The organism is Pseudomonas sp. LW8, assembly GCF_041956865.1.
GTDB classification, from domain to species: domain Bacteria; phylum Pseudomonadota; class Gammaproteobacteria; order Pseudomonadales; family Pseudomonadaceae; genus Aquipseudomonas; species Aquipseudomonas siliginis.
In genome coordinates, this window is the sequence record NZ_CP168138.1 from 1,233,527 (window position 1) to 1,251,103 (window position 17,577).

The following is a 17,577-nucleotide window of genomic DNA, read 5'->3' on the forward strand; positions in this document are numbered from 1 at the left end:
ATCGTTGATTTGACGCTACCTTGAGTGGACGCTCGCGGGCATCTGTACCAGGCCTGAATGGAAGCCAATTTTATCCGGATGGTGTCGTGACAGGCGCCAGGCCACGGGGTTTAATGAACACATGTTCTTTTGGAGTTGATGCTATGCGTAAGTCTGTTCTGCTGGTTGCTTCCTTTTCGACGATGGCGATGTTGCTGACCGGCTGCCAATCGAGCCTCACCGGCGACTCCTACTCCCGTGACGAAGCGCGTCGTGTGCAGACGATTCGCATGGGCACCATCGAATCCCTGCGACCGGTAAAAATCGAAGGCACCAAGACCCCGATCGGCGGCGCAGCAGGCGCAGTGGTCGGCGGCGTCGGCGGCAGCGCTATCGGCGGCGGCAAGGGCAGCATTGTGGCTGCGGTCATCGGCGCAGTGGCCGGCGGCCTGCTTGGCTCGGCCACCGAAGAAGGCCTGACCCGCACCCAGGGCGTGGAAATCACCGTCCGCGAAGACGACGGCAGCATGCGCGCCTATGTGCAGCAGGTTCAGGAGAATGAAGTATTCCGCGTTGGCGAGCGGGTGCGGATTTCCACCGTTGGCGGAACCAGCCGCGTTTCGCACTAAGCGGGAAGCCGGGTAAAAGAAAACCCCGATCAGGAGACTGATCGGGGTTTTTCTTTGCTTGTGAATTGCTCATTCAGTATGTGGCGCAGGTGCCCATGAAGTATTCGAGGCCCCTGTATTTGCTAAGTCATTGGTCTTCAGTGGATAGATATAGGTCAAGGTGTCGAGGCAGTTTTACGGCGCATGCTTGTTCAATATCAGTGATCTGTTGCTCCGTCAGCTTGTAATCGTAAAGAAGGTCTTCTTCCGTACTCCAACCCATAATGACTTTCAAATTGGACGTGGGGATGGAGAGCGCTTGCTCAAATACAGCAGAGTCGTCACCTTTTACTACGCCCATGATTCGATGCTTCACGGTTCTATCCTTCTTGTAGGATCTGCTGGTTTCGTTTGTTCGCCTGTTTCATGGTTGTATTCCCCGAGATGCCTTCCACGCTTTGTATATTTCTCAATGGCGCCATGTCGGAAATCCCATTCGTAAATTATTCCCTCTCTATCTTTCCAGCGTGGCCGTAATCCTCCGCCACCCTTTATTGGTGTTTTTGGGGTAGCCCATCGAGCATCCGGATATGCAGGCAAATTTTTGGGTTTTTGATGGTAATTTCCCTGCGAAATACTGGCCACTATATAGAGCGGCCTCATGCCTGCTGCCGCAGGGAAGACCAAAATAAAATCCCGATACTCCGGCGGATAGACCGGATTCACCAGTATCCCGTCCGCCGCCTTCGTCGGTGGATACACCCAGATATGCGGTGCCTGCGGTGCGGCCTCCAGCGCTGGAATGCCTAGGATGTCCGAGCCATCCACCGCCGGGGTCCAGAGCAGTTCGACGCCTTCACCCAGATCGGCAACAAACCGGTCGCCGCGCGCAATGAACTGCACGACATCGACCATTTCCCAGTCGCGGTTCTTACCGGTGTAGAAACCGTAACCCTTGAGGCTGCCATCGGCCTGTTGCTCGACGCGCAGGCGCACGCGGGTTCGGGCTTGTTTGAGTGTGCTCAGTTGCTCATCGGTGTAGAGCGCGCTGTCGCCCAGGCTGGATGGCATCAAAAGCGCAATCAGCCCCACCAAAGTCGCAGCCGCCGCAGGGGAGGCGAGCGCCGGTAGCACTTCAAAAGCCGAGCCTGCCAAGGCCAGACTGCCGAACCCGACCGGGATGGTGTTGGCGCTGATTTTCTTGAGAGGAATGCCGCCGCTTGCGTCGGCTTCGCGAGCGCCGAGCAGGATCAGCTCGCCGTAATCCTTCAGGCTGTCGGTCGGCACCATGCCGGAAGGATTGCTGTAATCGATAATCGCATCCGGCAACTTGCAGGACTTGGCGAATACACAGCCGGCACGCACGGCTTCAGGTTTTTTCGCAGCCACTTCACGGCTGTGCTCGAAAGCCTCCTGCCGCGCCAGCATCGCGTCGTAAGCGTTTTGCCCGGCTTCGCGCTCGGCCAGTTCTGCGGCCGTCATATACCGCCAGGTAACGTGATGCCCGTCGCCCTGCGGTGGGTTTTGCACCCGGGGAATGTCCTTGTTCCGCGCCACTGATCGTCCCTTCGTTCATCATCGACAGCCCCTCGGAAAGGGGCTGCACGACGTTATCGAAGCGGAGAAAGTGTGGCTGTAGGACGGGTCGCTAATGACGTGGGGATTGTTCGCTGCGTAACTGTCAGGCGGAGAATCTGTGGCGAGGGCCAAGCTCCCTCGCCACAGGGGTCATTGCAGTTGTGAATTCTTGCGACTCGCCGCCGCCGTCACCGCATAACCAATCACCGCCGCGAGAATCGAGCCGGTGAGGATGCCCATGCGATCCATGCCGGCGTAATCACTCACGCCGGGTTCGAAGGCCAGCGAGCCGACGAACAGGCTCATGGTGAAGCCGATGCCGCAGAGGATTGCCACGCCGAGGACCTGGCCCCAGTTGGCGCCTTGGGGCAGGGCGGCGATGCCGATCTTGACCGCCAGCCAGGTCAGGCCGAACACGCCGACGGTCTTGCCCAACAGCAGGCCGATGGCGATGCCCATCGGTACGTCGTGGGTGAAGCTTTCGACGGTGACGCCGCTCAGTGACAGGCCGGCGTTGGCGAAGGCGAACAGCGGCAGGATGCCGTAGGCGACCCACGGGTGCAGCGCGTGTTCGAGGGTCAGCAGCGGCGACGACTCGGCGTTTTTCGTGCGCAGGGGAATGCAGAAAGCCAGGGTCACGCCGGCCAGTGTCGCGTGGACACCGCTCTTGAGCACGCAGACCCAGAGGATCAGGCCGATGATCATGTACGGCCCGAGCTTGACCACGCCGAGCCGGTTCATCGCCACCAGCGCGGCAATGCACGCAGCCGCCAGGCCAAGGGAAAGGGTCGAGAGTTCGCCGGAATAGAAGATTGCGATGATGACGATGGCGCCCAGGTCATCGATGATCGCCAGGGTCATCAGGAACAGTTTCAGCGACACCGGAACGCGTTTGCCGAGCAGGGCCAATACGCCGAGGGCGAAGGCGATGTCGGTGGCGGTCGGAATGGCCCAGCCACTCAGGGCGGCGGGGTTGTCGCGGTTGAGGAACCAGTAGATCAGCGCCGGCACCAGCATGCCGCCGATCGCCGCTGCGCCGGGCAGGACGATCTGCGAAGGCTTGGACAATTGGCCGTCGAGCACTTCGCGTTTGACTTCCAGACCGATCAGCAGGAAGAACATCGCCATCAGGCCGTCATTGATCCACAGCAGCAGAGGTTTGGCGATTTTCAACGCGCCGATCTGCGCCACCACCGGGGTGTCGAGCAGGCCGGTGTACAGCCACGACAGCGGTGAGTTGTTGATGATCAGCGCGAGAACGGCTGCGGCGATCAATAGCAGACCGCTGGCGGCTTCCAACTGAAAGAAACGCGTGAAAGTGCTACGCAGAGGCAAGGTCGCTCTCCATCGAATCAAGAAAAAGGTGAAACACCCTAACCCGTACCGTTAGTTGTTAAAACAAAAGTTATATTCTTTTTTGTTATATGTCGTTACAGGCTGTCTGGCTCGGGCAGCACTGAGCCTAGCAGTTGCCTGACACATTGAGACTCAGCTGTATCTTTGCCGCCTGCGGGATTTTTCCTAAGCTTGCGGCAGACCTTTTTCAGAAGACCGATCTTCTGGCTGATTCAACGAGAACCGAAACCATGAGCGACAACCGACAGTGGGCACGCGAAGCCATCCGCATCATCGAGGCGGACTTCCAGCGCAGCGCCGACACCCACCTGATCCCTTTGCCGCTGCCCGGTTTTGCCGGCATCGAGTTGTATTTCAAGGACGAATCCAGCCACCCGACCGGCAGCCTTAAGCATCGCCTGGCACGTTCGCTGTTCCTTTACGCGCTGTGCAACGGCTGGCTCAAGCCCGGCGCGCCGGTGATCGAAGCGTCCAGTGGTTCGACGGCGATTTCCGAAGCGTATTTCGCGCGCATGCTCGGTTTGCCGTTTATCGCAGTAATGCCGGCGACCACCTCGAAAGAGAAGATTGCCCAGATTGCTTTTTACGGCGGGCAGAGTCATCTGGTGCAGGATCCGACGCAGATCTACGCCGAATCCGAGCGCTTGGCCCGCGAGCATGGCGGTCACTTTATCGATCAGTTCACCTACGCCGAACGTGCCACCGACTGGCGGGCGAACAACAACATCGCCGAGTCGATCTTCCAGCAGATGCGCTACGAAAAACACCCTGAGCCGACCTGGCTGATTTCCAGCCCCGGCACCGGCGGCACCACCGCGACCCTCGGTCGCTACGTGCGCTATCGCCAGCACTGCACCCGCGTGTTGTGTGCCGATGCCGAGCGTTCGGTGTTCTTCAATTTCTATCAGAGCGGTGATGCCAGCCTGCGTCTGGATTGCGGCTCACGCATCGAAGGCATTGGCCGGCCTCGGGTGGAAGCGTCGTTCCTGCCCAAGGTGATCGATGCGATGGTCAAGGTGCCGGACGCCCTGTCGCTGGCGGCCATGCATTATCTGGCGCAGCGTTTAGGGCGGCATGTCGGCGGGTCGAGCGGGACCAATCTGATCGGTGCGCTGATGGCGGCGCAACAGATGAAAGCGGCGGGGCAGTCGGGGTCGATCGTGGCGATCCTGTGCGATGGCGGCGAGCGTTATGCCGACACGTATTACGATCAGCAATGGCTGAAGGCGCAGGGTTATGAACTGGGTGACTTGATTGCAGCGGTGGCGGCAAGTGCCGAGCGCGGAGAGGCGCTCCCGACCTCGGTGCTGCGCGCCAACATCTGAAGAAACGCAAAAACCAATGTGGGAGCGAGCCTGCTCGCGAAGGCGGAATCACATTCAACAACTTCGTTGAGTGACAGACCGCTTTCGCGAGCAGGCTCGCTCCCACAGGGTTTTGTGTTGGGTCAGCTGATGCTGATCAGGCTTCCAGGCCGAGGATATCGCGAGCCACTGCCTCGGCAATGCGAATCCCGTCGACACCCGCCGAGAGAATTCCGCCGGCATAGCCCGCGCCTTCACCGGCCGGGAACAGGCCCTTGACGTTCATGCTCTGCAGCGACTCGTTGCGGGTGATGCGCAGCGGCGATGAAGTGCGGGTCTCGATCCCGGTCAACACGGCGTCATGCAGGGAATAACCGCGAATCTGCTTCTCGAACGCTGGCAAGGCTTCACGGATCGCCTCAATGGCAAAGTCCGGCAGTGCCAAGGCCAGATCGCCCAGCGCCACGCCCGGCTTGTACGACGGCTCGACTTCGCCCAGTTCGGTCGATGGAATGTCGTTGATGAAGTCGCCAACCAGTTGCGCCGGAGCCTTGTAGTCGCTGCCGCCAAGGATGAACGCGTGGGATTCCAGGCGTTCCTGCAACTCGATACCGGCGAGCGGGCCGCCCGGATAGTCGACTTCCGGGGTAATGCCGACGACGATGCCGGAGTTGGCATTGCGCTCGTTACGCGAGTACTGGCTCATGCCATTGGTGACCACGCGATTCGGTTCCGACGTCGCCGCGACCACGGTGCCGCCTGGGCACATGCAGAAGCTGTACACCGAACGGCCATTCTTGGCGTGGTGCACCAGTTTGTAATCGGCCGCGCCAAGTTTCGGGTGGCCGGCGTACTTGCCCAGGCGCGCGCGGTCGATCAGCGACTGCGGATGTTCGATGCGGAAACCCACCGAGAACGGCTTGGCTTCCATGAACACGCCACGGCTGTGGAGCATGCGGAAGGTGTCGCGGGCGCTGTGGCCGAGGGCCAGAACCACGTGTTTGGAATGCAGGGTTTCGCCGCTGGCCAGTTGCACCCCCACCAGTTGGCCGTCTTCGATCAGCACGTCGCTGACGCGCTCCTGGAAGCGCACTTCACCGCCCAGTTCGCGGATCTGCTCGCGCATGTTTTCGACCATACCGGTCAGGCGGAACGTACCGATGTGCGGCTTGCTGACGTAGAGGATTTCTTCCGGCGCGCCGGCCTTGACGAACTCGTGCAGGACTTTGCGGCCGAGGAATTTCGGGTCCTTGATCTGGCTATACAGCTTGCCGTCGGAGAACGTGCCCGCGCCGCCTTCGCCAAACTGCACGTTGGACTCGGGATTGAGCACGCTTTTGCGCCACAGGCCCCAGGTGTCTTTGGTGCGCTGACGGACTTCGGTGCCGCGTTCGAGAATGATCGGTTTGAAGCCCATTTGTGCCAGCAGCAGGCCGGCGAAGATGCCGCACGGGCCGAAACCGATGACGATCGGCCGCTGACCCGGATCGCTCGGTGCCTGACCAACGAATTTGTAGCTGACATCCGGCGCCACGTTGACGTTACGGTCGTCGGCGAACTTGCCCAACACTCTGGCCTCGTCGCGTACGTTGAGGTCGATGGTGTAGATGAAGCACAGTTCGGAGGACTTTTTGCGCGCGTCATAGCTGCGCTTGAACAAGGTGAAATCGAGCAGATCATCGCTGGCGATGCCCAGACGCTGCACGATGGCGGCGCGCAGGTCTTCTTCGGGATGGTCGATTGGCAGCTTGAGTTCAGTGATTCGTAACATGGCGGGGATCCGGATTCGCGGGGCGCACAACTGCGCCAGGGCGTTTGAAGGCGGCGATTATAAGCCGCCGCGAGCGGATCCGTGGGGGAAAAACGATCAGTCGTTGCGCGCGCCGCCGAAATAGCCGCAGCCGCGCTGGACCTGACCGTCGATACGCAACTCGGCGCTCATGTGCTGCACGCTGCCGGTGCTGCTGTCGACGCAGCGCTGTGGCGCCACCCACAATTCGATGCGCTGGTTGTTGGCTTCGCTGCTGAGATTGAAGCGGCCGTCGCCCAGTTGCTCTTCCACATACGGCACGGCCAGCGGGGGCTGGCCGTCGCGCTCGATGACCATGCCTTTGCCGCTGACCTTGACGTTCCATTCCGGGCCATGGCCGGCAGCGCGCAGGATCAGCAGTTTGAAATTCGGATCGTCGCAGGCCGTGCCCGAGCGCTCGACGCGATACAACTGGCCGAGGTCGAGACGGTCGCCGGAGACCTTGCCGCGCACATCGGCAAACAGCTTGCCCTGCTCGTCGGCAAGGGTGGCGGCCTCTTGCAGGACGCTGGTGCCGCCGATGTCGTTGACCACCAGTTGCCGCTGATCCTGGCACGGCTGGAACACCAGTTTGCCGTCGGCGGCGGTCAGTTGCCCCTGCACTCGCGTTTGCCCAGCATGGGACACACTTTCACGCTGGCCGTCGAACAACTGGCAGGCGGCAAACATCGGCAGCAGGGCAACGAGGACTAACGAACGGGCAACACGCATCTTTGGCTCTCCAGACAAGTGCTGCCACGTTACGCAGCCTGACCGCTCATCACAAGGGCCTTAACCCACGTGAAACGTCTGACCGGTTTGCAGGCCTTCGACACTTTTCGCGTAGGCCAATGCCACTTCCGCTGCAGGAACCGGCTTGAAGCCACGGAAGTAGGGCGCGTATTTGCCCAGGGCTTCGGTCAGTACGGTCGGGCTCACCGAGTTCACCCGCAGGCCACGCGGCAGTTCGATGGCGGCGGCGCGGACGAAGCTGTCGATGGCGCCGTTGACCAGCGCTGCCGAGGCGCCGCTACGAATCGGGTCGTGGCTGAGCACGCCGGTGGTAAACGTGAACGAAGCTCCATCGTTGGCGTACTCGCGGCCGATCAGCAGCAGGTTGATCTGGCCCATCAGTTTGTCTTTCAGGCCGAGGGCGAAGCTGTCCTCAGTCATGTCGTCCAGCGCTGCAAACGTCACGTTGCCCGCCGCGCAGACCAGCGCATCGAACTTGCCGGTCTGTTCGAACAGTTTGCGGATCGAGGCGCTGTCGCTGATATCCACTTGCAAGTCACCGCTGTTACGACCGATACGAATGACCTCGTGGCGTTGCGACAATTCTTTGTCCACCGCTGAGCCGATGGTGCCGCCTGCGCCTATCAACAGAATTTTCATCGTGCTGTACCCCATGTGTGTGAATGAGGTTTCAGTCTAGGGTGGTTTTTTTTGCGGATAAGCGCACTAATAGGCAACCTTTGGTTTTCAATTGGAAACAATCCATGAGCGAAATGGATCATCTCGCCGCGTTCGCTGTGCTGATCGAGGCCGGCAGTTTCACCCTTGCGGCGCAGCAGTTGGGCTGCAGCAAGGGCCAGTTATCCAAGCGCATCAGCCAGCTCGAAGCGCAGTTCGGTGTGGTATTGCTGCAACGCACCACCCGGCGCTTGAGCCTGACGGCGGCGGGGGCGGCGCTGCTGCCGCAGGCCCAGGCGCTGGTGGTCCAGGTCGAACGCGCACGGCAGGCTTTGGCGCGGTTGAAGGACGACATGGCCGGCCCCGTGCGCATGACGGTTCCGGTGTCGCTCGGCGAGACCTTCTTCGATGGCTTGCTGCTGGAGTTTTCCGGGCAATACCCCGAGGTGCAAATCGAGCTGGAGCTGAACAACAGCTATCGCGATCTGTCGCGCGATGGCTTTGATCTGGCGATTCGCGCCGAAGTGGCCAATGACGATCGGCTGGTGGCCAAGCCGTTGTTGGCGTGGCACGAAATGACCTGCGCCAGCCCGGCCTACCTCGAGCGCTTCGGCGAGCCGGCGACGCCCCATGCCTTGGCCGAGCATCGTTGTCTGCTCAACAGCCATTACAGCGGTCGCGAAGAATGGCTGTATCACCAGCAGCACGAGTTGTTGCGGGTGCGGGTATCCGGTCCATTTGCCAGTAATCATTACAGCCTGTTGAAGAAAGCAGCGCTGTCCGGCGCCGGCATCGCCCGTTTGCCTTCGTATCTGCTGCAAGCGGAACTGGCTGACGGCCGCTTGCGCTGGTTGCTGCGCGATTACCAGACCCGACGCATGCCGATGTATCTGGTGCACCCGTATCAGGGGGGATTGCCCAAGCGCACGCAGGTGTTGGCGGATTATTTGATGGGCTGGTTCAAGCGCAGTGGCGAGGCGCTGGATCGACTCCAGCGCTGACACCGAACCTGTGTAGGAGCTGCCGAAGGCTGCGATCTTTTGATTTTTAGAAGCAAGATCAAAAGATCGCAGCCTTCGGCAGCTCCTACAATTTCAGGTCAGCCTTGGAAACGGCGGGCAATCAGCTGATCGATCGACAATTTGCCGGGCCCGGTCGCCATCAGGTACAGCAACACCGCCGCCCAGGTGCCGTGGGTCGGGTAGGCATCCGGGTAGACGAACAGTTGGATAGTCAACGTCATGCCGAGCAATGCCAGCGCCGAAAATCGTGTGGCGAAGCCGAGCAGGATCAGTAGCGGAAACACATGCTCGGCAAACGCCGCCAGATGCGCGGCAATTTCCGGCGACAGCAGCGGCAGGTTGTACTCGCTCTGAAACAGCGGAATCGTCGAATCGGCCAAACGTGGCCAGCCCAGTTCAAAAGTGCCGTCAATCAAATCGACGGCCAGTCCTTCGACCTTGGTTTGCCCGGATTTCCAGAACACCGCAGCGATGGAAAAACGCGCGATGAGGGCAATCAGGCTGTGCGGGATTTTTTCCAACAGCGCGATGACGCGCAGGATAAAGGCGTTCATGGCAACTCCTTGTAATTCAGCTGGGTGATCGCGTTATGCGCAATCAGTAAGGCGAGGGTTTGCGCGAGATCGAACGGCGGGCTGTTTTCTGCCGCCGCGAGCAACGGCGAGCCCTGAAGCAGATGACCAATGAACACGCTCGCACCCGCCTCAAGAGCGAACACCTCAACGTCGAGACCGTTGCGCAGCACCAGGGCATGCTGGCCTTGATGGAGGCCAATGCCCGCCAGACTTGGCTCCTGCTGATGCGCGGCCCAGATCGCCACCACCGCGAAAGCAGAGTCGAGCAGGTGCAGCGAGGGATGCAGTTCGAAACACAGTTCACTCAGCGACTGCGGATCGGCCAGCGCGGCACTGACTTGTTCAGGCCGGATCGGCTGCGCATCGGCGGCGTGGTAAGCAACAGTGCGCAAATGCTCGAGTCGCGCGACATCAGCGACATAAGGCACGCCGGCGATGGGTTCAAACTCTGCGATGAAGTCGGCGAAATTCTCGCCATAGCGGCTCATCAACGGACTGTGTGGCGGCTGACTCTGGACGAAAATCGCCGCCATGGCGCGGAAGAATTCCTCGCCGACCAATTGCAGTACCACCGGATAGCTGTCGGCCAGGGCATTGATCAGCGAGCTCTGCACGTTGTTGCGATACACCGCAAAACGTCGCGACGGATCGGCGCCATTACGGCTGCACAGGCCCTTGGGATGCGGCAGTTGCGCATTGAGCAGGGCGGCGGCGAAATCCGCTTGCGTGCTCATGCCGCACGCTCCGCTTGGCGCAACAGCGTCTCGGCTTGCTGCGCTTCGGCGAGCAAAACGGCGAAGGCCGGCACCTGATTATCCCGTTCGATCAACGTCGCCACCGGGCCGATACGGCGCAGCACTTGCCGGTACAGATCCCAAACGGCCTGATCAACCGGCGCGCCGTGATCGTCAATCAGCAAGCGGTCGCCGAGGTTGTCGCAATCTTCAGCGAAGCCGGCCAGATGAATCTCGCCGACTGCGTGCAGCGGTAACGCATCAAGGTAGGCCGACGGATCGCGCTGATGATTGATGCACGACACGTAGACATTATTGACGTCGAGCAACAAGCCGCAGCCGCTGCGGCGGATTACTTCGGCGATGAACTCGGCCTCGTCGATCGTCGAATGCTCAAACGCCAGATACGTCGCCGGGTTTTCCAGCAGCATCGGTCGTTTCAGAGTGTTCTGCACCTGGTCGATGTGCGCACAGACGCGGTTCAGCGTCGGCGTGTCGTAAGCCAGTGGCAGCAGGTCATTGAGGAACACCGGGCCGTGGCTCGACCATGCCAGGTGTTCGGAAAAGGCTTGCGGTTGATAGCGCTCGATCAGCTCGGCGAGGCGTTTGAGGTGCTGGCTGTCCAGCGGGCCTTCGCCACCGATCGACAGTCCAACGCCATGCAGTGACAGCGGGTACTGTTCGCGAATCAGACCGAGAAAATGATGAAACGGGCCGCCGGCCACCATGTAGTTTTCGGCGTGGACCTCGAAGAAACCGAGGTCCGGTACGGAGCCGAGCACATCAAGGAAGTGCCCGGTCTTGAGCCCCAGCCCGGCGCGGGCAGGGAGCTCGGTGCGAGCTGCCTGAGTGCGCGGCAGGGACGGTTCGTGATGACTGAACATGGGCGTCACTCAGGCAGGCCGTGGATCAGGACTTGGCTTTGAAGGCTTCGAGCTGACCGAAACCGGTCGGCGAGGTTTTGCTCTCGGTGGTGGCGCAGGTGCCCTTCGGAACGAGCTTCCAGGCGTTGGCCTGATAGTCCATTTTCGCCGTACCGGCGCAGGTGGTGCCGGCACCTGCGGCGCAATCGTTCTTGCCTTTCAGGGCTACGCCGAAGCATTTTTCCATGTTGGCATCGGCTGCCTGGGCGGTGGAGACAGTGGCGATGCTCAGAGCGGAACCGAGAGCCAGAACCAGAGCGGTGGCGGACAGGGTACGGGTAGTCGCAGTCATGATGTTTCTCCAGGTTTATCAGGGTTTCTGCAAGTGCTGTTGCGCTTGCTTGTCCCTCTAGAGAACGGGTGGCGGGATGCGTTACAGGTGGGGCGAGAAATTTATAAAAAATTTCGGATTCAGCAGTATCCCTGTGGGAGCGAGCCTGCTCGCGAAGGCGGTGTGACATTCAACATTATTGGTGCGTGATACATCGCTTTCGCGAGCAGGCTCGCTCCCACAGAGGATCGGTGTTTTTCGTTTGGGCATAAAAAACGGCCCGAAGGCCGTTTTTTTTGTGCAGCGATAACACTCAACCGCCGAGGTACGCCTCGCGTACTTTCGGGTCGGTCAGCAGCGCTTCACCGGTGCCTTGCATGACCACGCGGCCGTTCTCCAGAACGTAGGCGCGGTCAGCGATTTTCAGTGCCTGGTTGGCGTTCTGCTCGACCAGGAACACCGTCACACCGTCCTTGCGCAGCTGTTCGATGATGTCGAAGATCTGCTGGATGATGATCGGCGCCAGACCCAGCGACGGCTCGTCGAGCAGCAGCAGCTTGGGCTTGCTCATCAGTGCACGGCCGATGGCGAGCATCTGCTGTTCACCGCCGGACATGGTGCCGCCGCGCTGGTTGAAACGCTCTTTCAGGCGTGGGAAAAGTCCGAGGACCTTGTCCATCTGTTCCTGATAGTCGCCCTTGTCGGTGAAAAATCCGCCCATCGACAGGTTTTCTTCCACGGTCAGACGGGCAAACACTCGACGACCTTCCGGGACCACGGCGATGCTCTTGCGCATGATCTGCGACGAGTCCTGGCCGACCAGTTCCTCACCCATGTAGCGGATGCTGCCGCTGTGCGCCTGCGGCGAACCGCAGAGTGTCATCAGCAGCGTGGATTTGCCGGCACCGTTGGCGCCGATCAGTGTCACGATCTCGCCCTGACGGACTTCGACGTTGACGCTGTGCAGGGCCTGAATCTTGCCGTAGAAGGTGGAAACGTTTTCGAACTGCAGCATTTACGCTTCCCCCAGGTAGGCTTTGATCACTTCAGGATTGTCGCGGATCTGTTCCGGCGTGCCGTCGGCCAGCGGCGTGCCCTGGTTGATCACGACGATGTGGTCGGAAATGCTCATGACCAGTTTCATGTCGTGTTCAATCAGCAGCACGGTAACGTTGTGCTCTTCGCGCAACACACCGATCAGCGCCTTCAGGTCTTCGGTTTCCTTGGGGTTCAGGCCGGCGGCCGGTTCGTCGAGCATGAGGATTCGCGGGCGGGTCATCATGCAGCGGGCGATTTCCAGACGCCGTTGCTGGCCGTAGGCGAGGGTGCCGGCGGTGCGGTTGGCGAACTCTTTGAGGTTGACCTTTTCCAGCCAGTACTCGGCAAATTCCATCGCCTCGCGCTCGCTTTTGCGGAACGCCGGGGTCTTGAACAGGCCGGACAGGAAGTTGGTGTTCAAGTGACGGTGCTGGGCGATCAACAGGTTCTCGACCGCGGTCATGTCCTTGAACAAACGCACGTTCTGGAAGGTACGCACCACGCCTTTGAGGGCGATCTTGTGGCCCGGCAGGCCCTGGATCGGCTCGCCGTCGAGCAGGATGCTGCCGCCGGTAGGCTGATAGAAACCGGTCAGGCAGTTGAACACGGTGGTCTTGCCGGCGCCGTTCGGGCCGATCAGGGCAACCACCTGTTTTTCCTTGACGGTCAGCGCCACGCCGTTGACCGCTAGCAAGCCGCCGAAGCGCATGCTCAGATTTTCGACTTTAAGGATCTCGCGGCTCATTTGCGCAACTCCATGTGTGGGCGTTGCATCGGCAGCAGACCTTGTGGACGCCAGATCATCATCAGCACCATCAGCGCACCGAACATCAACATGCGGTACTCGCTGAACTCACGCATCATTTCCGGCAACAGGATCATCACGATCGCCGCCAGAATCACACCCAATTGCGAGCCCATGCCGCCCAACACGACGATGGCGAGGATGATCGCCGACTCGATGAAGGTGAACGACTCCGGCGTTACCAGCCCCTGACGTGCAGCGAAGAAGCTGCCGGCGAAACCGGCGAACGCAGCGCCCAGGGTGAAGGCGGAGAGCTTGATCACGGTCGGGTTCAGGCCCAACGCGCGGCAGGCGATTTCGTCTTCACGCAGTGCTTCCCACGCACGGCCGATCGGCATACGCAGCAGACGGTTGATCACGAACAGCGCGGCCAGTGCAAGCAACAGCGCAACCAGGTAAAGGAAGATCACCTTGTTGATCGAGTTGTATTGCAGGCCGAAATACTCGTGGAACGTCTGCAGGCCTTCGGCGGCTTTGCGCTCGAAGGTCAGGCCGAAGAACGTCGGTTTTTCGATGTTGCTGATGCCGTTCGGGCCACCGGTGATGTCGGTCAGGTTACGCAGGAACAGACGGATGATTTCGCCGAAACCCAAGGTCACGATCGCCAGATAGTCGCCACGCAGACGCAACACCGGGAAGCCCAGCAGGAAGCCGAACGTCGCCGCCATCAGGCCGGCAATCGGCAGGCAGATCCAGAAGCTCAAGCCGTAGTAATGCGACAGCAGCGCGTAGCTGTAGGCGCCGACGGCGTAGAAACCGACGTAACCGAGGTCAAGCAGACCGGCCAGACCGACAACGATGTTCAGGCCCAGACCGAGCATCACGTAGATCAGGATCAGCGTTGCGATATCCACCGCGCCACGGGAGCCGAAGAACGGCCAGACCAGGGCGATCAGAATCAGCGCAATGATGAAATAGCGCTGGGTGGTTGGCAGGGTCAGAAAGTTGCTGGCCTTGGCCGGGATCAGCGGCATGCCCGGCGAGGAGCGCCAGACCTTGCTGATCTGCTGGTTGAACAGCACGCGCAAGAACATCAGCACCGAGCAGATCGCGATGGTCGCGAGTACCGCAGGGCTGGTGTTGTGCACTTCCAGATTGATGCCGACGATGGTCAGTTTCAGACCCAGTACCGGGTAGGCCACCGCCCACACCAGCAAGGCACTGAACAGTGCCTGTTTAAGATTCCTAGTCATACTTTCTCAACCTCCGGACGGCCCAGAATGCCGGTCGGACGGAACAACAGCACCAGAACCAGCAGGCCGAACGCAACGACGTCCTTGTACTGGTCGCCGAAGATATCGGCACCGAAAGCTTCCGCTACACCGAGCACCAAGCCGCCGAGCATTGCCCCGGGGATGCTGCCGATGCCGCCCAGTACCGCAGCGGTGAAGGCCTTGAGGCCGACGAGGAAACCGGCGTTGGGGTTGATCACGCCGTATTGCATGCTCAGCAGCACCGCGGCAACGGCGGCCAGCGCAGCACCGATGACGAAGGTCAGGGCGATGATGTTGTTGGTGTTGATGCCGAGCAGGTTGGCCATCTTGATGTCCTCGGCACAGGCGCGGCAGGCGCGGCCCAGACGGGAACGGGAGATGAACAGGGTCAGGCCGAGCATGGCGATCAGGGTCACCACGAACACCACGATCTGCATGTAGGAAATCAGCACTTCTTGTGCGCCACCCGGACCGAAGGCGAAGTTGCCCGGGATCAGGTTGGGGATAGCTTTGTCCTTGGAGTCTTGCGCCAGCAGAACGGTGTTCTGCAGGAAGATCGACATACCGATGGCAGAAATCAGCGGGATCAGACGGTTGCTGCCGCGCAGGGGGCGGTAGGCGATCCGTTCGATGCTGTAACCGTAGGAACTGGTGACGACGATGCTGGCGATGAACGCCGCGGTCATCAACAGCGGGACACTGTCGAGTCCCATCATGGTCAGCCCGGCGATGGCGATGAAGGCCACGTAGGAACCGATCATGTACACCTCGCCGTGGGCGAAGTTGATCATTCCAATGATGCCGTAGACCATCGTGTAGCCGATGGCGATCAGGGCATACATGCTGCCAACGTTGAGGCCGTTAACCAGCTGTTGGAAGAAGTGATAGAGGTCAGGCATTACAGCGCTCCTAAAAACCTGTACGCATTTCACTGGTGGAGTCATTTTCCCGCCCGGCCCCGTGGATCTCTATCCACTTCGAATCCGGGTTTTGCCAGCGAACCGCTGATGACGGTTTTGAGATTTTCAGGTGGGTCGACTGGCGGATCACGCCAGCGCGGCCCATACATTCGCAAAACAAAGCCCACGGCACGCCGTGGGCTTTATTGGCAGTCAGTCGGGCAAGGCCTTACTGAGGCGAAACTTCGGTTTTAGGTTTGCCGTTGTGCCACTCGTACACGACAAATTTGAAGTCCTTCAGGTCGCCCTTGTCGTCGAAGCTCAGGTCGCCGGTCGGGGTCTTGAACGAACCGGCGTGGATGGCTTCAGCCACTTTGGTCGCGTCTTCGGACTTGGCCGCCTTGATGCCTTCGGCAATCACGGTCACTGCCGAGTAGGACGGGAACACGAACGGACCGCTCGGATCTTCCTTCTTGGCTTTGAACGCGTCAGCCAGGGCAACGTTGGCCGGATCCTGGTCGAAGGATTTCGGCAGGGTCACCAGCAGGCCTTCGGACGCGTCCTTGGCGATCTGGGTGATCGAGTCGTTACCCACGCCTTCCGGACCCATGAAGCGGGCTTTCAGGCCTTTTTCCTGAGCCTGACGCAGGATCAGGCCCAGCTCCGGGTGGTAGCCGCCGTAGTAGACGAAGTCGACGCCGGCTTGCTTGAGCTTGGCGATGATTGCGGAGAAGTCCTTGTCGCCAGCGTTGACGCCTTCGAAGACGGCAACCTTGGTGCCTTTCTTCTCGAGGGTCGATTTCACCGCGGTGGCAATGCCTTCACCGTACTGCTGTTTGTCGTGCAATACGCCAACGACTTTCGGTTTCACGTGATCGGCGATGTAGTTGCCGGCGGCAGGGCCTTGGGCGCTGTCGAGACCGATGGTGCGGAAGATCATTTTGTAGCCACGGGCGGTGATGTCCGGGCTGGTGGCAGCCGGGGTGATCATGATCACGCCTTCGTCTTCGTAGATGTCCGAAGCTGGCTGGGTGGAGCTGGAGCACAGGTGACCGACCACGAACTTGACGCCGTCGTTGACGACCTTGTTCGCTACCGCTACCGCTTGTTTCGGATCGCAGGCATCGTCGTATTCAACGGCTTCGAGTTTCTTGCCGTCGACGCCGCCCTTGGCGTTGATCTGCTCGATGGCCATCTTCGCGCCACTGAACTGCATGTCGCCGTACTGGGCTACTGGACCGGTTTTAGGACCGGCGATACCGATTTTGATGGTGTCAGCTGCGAACGAATGGCTGGCAACCCCGGCCAGAACCATAGCGGCAAACAGTTTGGAAATCTGCTTAGTAGCCTTAGTCATAGTGCTCCACTCTTACTGTTGTATTTTTTAGAGTTCTGGCGCCGTAGCAGCAGAACCGGGTCAGATATCTTTGCGATACCCTCCGGAAAATGCCCCGGCAACTGTACCGGTACAGTGTAGAGCGCCGCTTGATCAACTGGGAAGCGGGCGCCACGGGGCAAAACTTGGGGGTGTCGCATTTTTGAATGAAAGAGACAGAATTGCGGCGGGGCAATCGGGGGCATATATCCCAAAAGGCAGCATTCCCTGGCGTTCCTGCTCTTTTCGTTCGGTGCAGCGATTTGCAACCGGGTTTTTCTGACGGACCACCGACGTTATCATTCGCGTCGATTTCTTTTCCGGACAGCTCCCATGAATCAAGAACCTAGCACCCTCTATGCCAAGCTGCTTGGTGAAACGGCATCTATTACCTGGAAAGAGCTGGAGCCGTTCTTCGCCAAGGGTGCCCTATTGTGGGTCGACCCTGACCTGGATTTGATCGCCGCCGCCGAGGCCGTGGCCTCGGATGAAGGCGAGAAAGTCGCGGCCTGGCTGGCCGACGACAAGGTCGCCAAGCTGTCTGAAACGCGGGCGCTGGATATTTTCGAACGTGATCCGCAGCTGTGGGCCGTGGTGGTTTCGCCGTGGATTCTGATCCAGGAAAGGGCGGCCGTTTAATTGTCTGCACCCTTTTGGTGCCTCGATTGCCGCACCGCAAGTGTGTAGCGGAGTAGCG

At 60.1% G+C, this 17,577-nt stretch carries 19 protein-coding genes; 4 read left to right on the plus strand and 15 right to left on the minus strand.

Annotated elements, in window-relative coordinates:
- The first annotated feature begins 143 nt into the window (after positions 1-143).
- Positions 144-608, plus strand: coding sequence for a glycine zipper 2TM domain-containing protein (locus AB9L16_RS05560; protein WP_016771369.1), 465 nt, complete (start codon positions 144-146; stop codon positions 606-608).
- A 127-nt stretch (positions 609-735) separates the two neighbouring features.
- Here the strand turns inward: AB9L16_RS05560 and AB9L16_RS05565 are convergent, their stop codons facing one another.
- The 3 genes from AB9L16_RS05565 to nhaA form a co-directional block, all read right to left on the minus strand.
- On the minus strand, positions 736-963 hold the full coding sequence (locus AB9L16_RS05565) for a hypothetical protein (protein WP_056783366.1): 228 nt from the start codon (positions 961-963) through the stop codon (positions 736-738).
- Positions 960-2,144, minus strand: a complete 1,185-nt coding sequence (locus AB9L16_RS05570) for a colicin E3/pyocin S6 family cytotoxin (RefSeq protein WP_056783368.1) — start codon at positions 2,142-2,144, stop codon at positions 960-962. The genes AB9L16_RS05565 and AB9L16_RS05570 overlap by 4 nt, the downstream gene beginning before the upstream one ends.
- 171 nt (positions 2,145-2,315) lie before the next feature.
- Positions 2,316-3,500: a Na+/H+ antiporter NhaA gene (gene nhaA, locus AB9L16_RS05575; RefSeq protein ID WP_122505756.1), complete on the minus strand. Its 1,185-nt coding sequence runs from the start codon at positions 3,498-3,500 to the stop codon at positions 2,316-2,318.
- 251 nt (positions 3,501-3,751) lie between these two features.
- Between nhaA and AB9L16_RS05580 the strand changes: the two genes are divergently transcribed.
- Entirely contained in the window at positions 3,752-4,846 is a 1,095-nt protein-coding gene (locus AB9L16_RS05580) for a PLP-dependent cysteine synthase family protein (protein WP_258707700.1), read from the plus strand.
- A 136-nt stretch (positions 4,847-4,982) separates the two neighbouring features.
- On the opposite strand, the gene AB9L16_RS05585 is transcribed toward AB9L16_RS05580, so the two are convergent.
- The 3 genes from AB9L16_RS05585 to AB9L16_RS05595 form a co-directional block, all read right to left on the minus strand.
- Positions 4,983-6,596 (minus strand): NAD(P)/FAD-dependent oxidoreductase, encoded by a 1,614-nt coding sequence (locus AB9L16_RS05585; RefSeq protein WP_375123213.1) that lies wholly within the window; start codon positions 6,594-6,596, stop codon positions 4,983-4,985.
- A 96-nt stretch (positions 6,597-6,692) separates the two neighbouring features.
- Positions 6,693-7,346: a COG3650 family protein gene (locus AB9L16_RS05590; protein WP_375123214.1), complete on the minus strand. Its 654-nt coding sequence runs from the start codon at positions 7,344-7,346 to the stop codon at positions 6,693-6,695.
- Positions 7,347-7,406: 60 nt separating this feature from the next.
- On the minus strand, positions 7,407-8,006 hold the full coding sequence (locus AB9L16_RS05595; RefSeq protein WP_252879555.1) for a short chain dehydrogenase: 600 nt from the start codon (positions 8,004-8,006) through the stop codon (positions 7,407-7,409).
- 104 nt (positions 8,007-8,110) lie between these two features.
- On the opposite strand from AB9L16_RS05595, the gene AB9L16_RS05600 reads away from it, so the two are divergent.
- The gene (locus AB9L16_RS05600; RefSeq protein WP_375123215.1) at positions 8,111-9,025 is read left to right on the plus strand and encodes a LysR family transcriptional regulator; all 915 of its coding nucleotides are present in this window, start codon (positions 8,111-8,113) and stop codon (positions 9,023-9,025) included.
- Between the two features lie 98 nt (positions 9,026-9,123).
- Here AB9L16_RS05600 and AB9L16_RS05605 read toward each other — a convergent pair whose 3' ends face one another.
- The 9 genes from AB9L16_RS05605 to AB9L16_RS05645 all read right to left on the minus strand — a co-directional run bounded on the left by AB9L16_RS05605 (position 9,124) and on the right by AB9L16_RS05645 (position 16,862).
- The gene (locus tag AB9L16_RS05605) at positions 9,124-9,600 is read right to left on the minus strand and encodes a DoxX family protein (RefSeq protein WP_375123216.1); all 477 of its coding nucleotides are present in this window, start codon (positions 9,598-9,600) and stop codon (positions 9,124-9,126) included.
- Positions 9,597-10,355, minus strand: a complete 759-nt coding sequence (locus tag AB9L16_RS05610; protein WP_236168015.1) for a DUF2063 domain-containing protein — start codon at positions 10,353-10,355, stop codon at positions 9,597-9,599. Before AB9L16_RS05610 ends, AB9L16_RS05605 begins: the two co-directional genes overlap by 4 nt.
- Entirely contained in the window at positions 10,352-11,239 is an 888-nt protein-coding gene (locus tag AB9L16_RS05615; protein ID WP_236168014.1) for a DUF692 domain-containing protein, read from the minus strand. Before AB9L16_RS05615 ends, AB9L16_RS05610 begins: the two co-directional genes overlap by 4 nt.
- A gap of 25 nt (positions 11,240-11,264) precedes the next feature.
- Complete coding sequence (locus AB9L16_RS05620) at positions 11,265-11,570, minus strand: DUF2282 domain-containing protein (RefSeq protein WP_041478029.1); 306 nt, start codon at positions 11,568-11,570, stop codon at positions 11,265-11,267.
- A 292-nt stretch (positions 11,571-11,862) separates the two neighbouring features.
- Entirely contained in the window at positions 11,863-12,564 is a 702-nt protein-coding gene (locus AB9L16_RS05625) for an ABC transporter ATP-binding protein (protein ID WP_003222380.1), read from the minus strand.
- On the minus strand, positions 12,565-13,332 hold the full coding sequence (gene livG / locus AB9L16_RS05630; protein ID WP_016771357.1) for a high-affinity branched-chain amino acid ABC transporter ATP-binding protein LivG: 768 nt from the start codon (positions 13,330-13,332) through the stop codon (positions 12,565-12,567).
- On the minus strand, positions 13,329-14,585 hold the full coding sequence (locus AB9L16_RS05635) for a high-affinity branched-chain amino acid ABC transporter permease LivM (protein ID WP_375123217.1): 1,257 nt from the start codon (positions 14,583-14,585) through the stop codon (positions 13,329-13,331). The genes livG and AB9L16_RS05635 overlap by 4 nt, the downstream gene beginning before the upstream one ends.
- Complete coding sequence (gene livH / locus AB9L16_RS05640) at positions 14,582-15,505, minus strand: high-affinity branched-chain amino acid ABC transporter permease LivH (protein ID WP_016771355.1); 924 nt, start codon at positions 15,503-15,505, stop codon at positions 14,582-14,584. Before livH ends, AB9L16_RS05635 begins: the two co-directional genes overlap by 4 nt.
- Before the next feature lie 229 nt (positions 15,506-15,734).
- The gene (locus AB9L16_RS05645; RefSeq protein ID WP_016771354.1) at positions 15,735-16,862 is read right to left on the minus strand and encodes a branched-chain amino acid ABC transporter substrate-binding protein; all 1,128 of its coding nucleotides are present in this window, start codon (positions 16,860-16,862) and stop codon (positions 15,735-15,737) included.
- Positions 16,863-17,213: 351 nt separating this feature from the next.
- Here AB9L16_RS05645 and AB9L16_RS05650 point away from each other — a divergent pair, with 351 nt between their 5' ends.
- The gene (locus tag AB9L16_RS05650; RefSeq protein WP_016771353.1) at positions 17,214-17,519 is read left to right on the plus strand and encodes a DUF2288 domain-containing protein; all 306 of its coding nucleotides are present in this window, start codon (positions 17,214-17,216) and stop codon (positions 17,517-17,519) included.
- Positions 17,520-17,577: the final 58 nt, after the last annotated feature.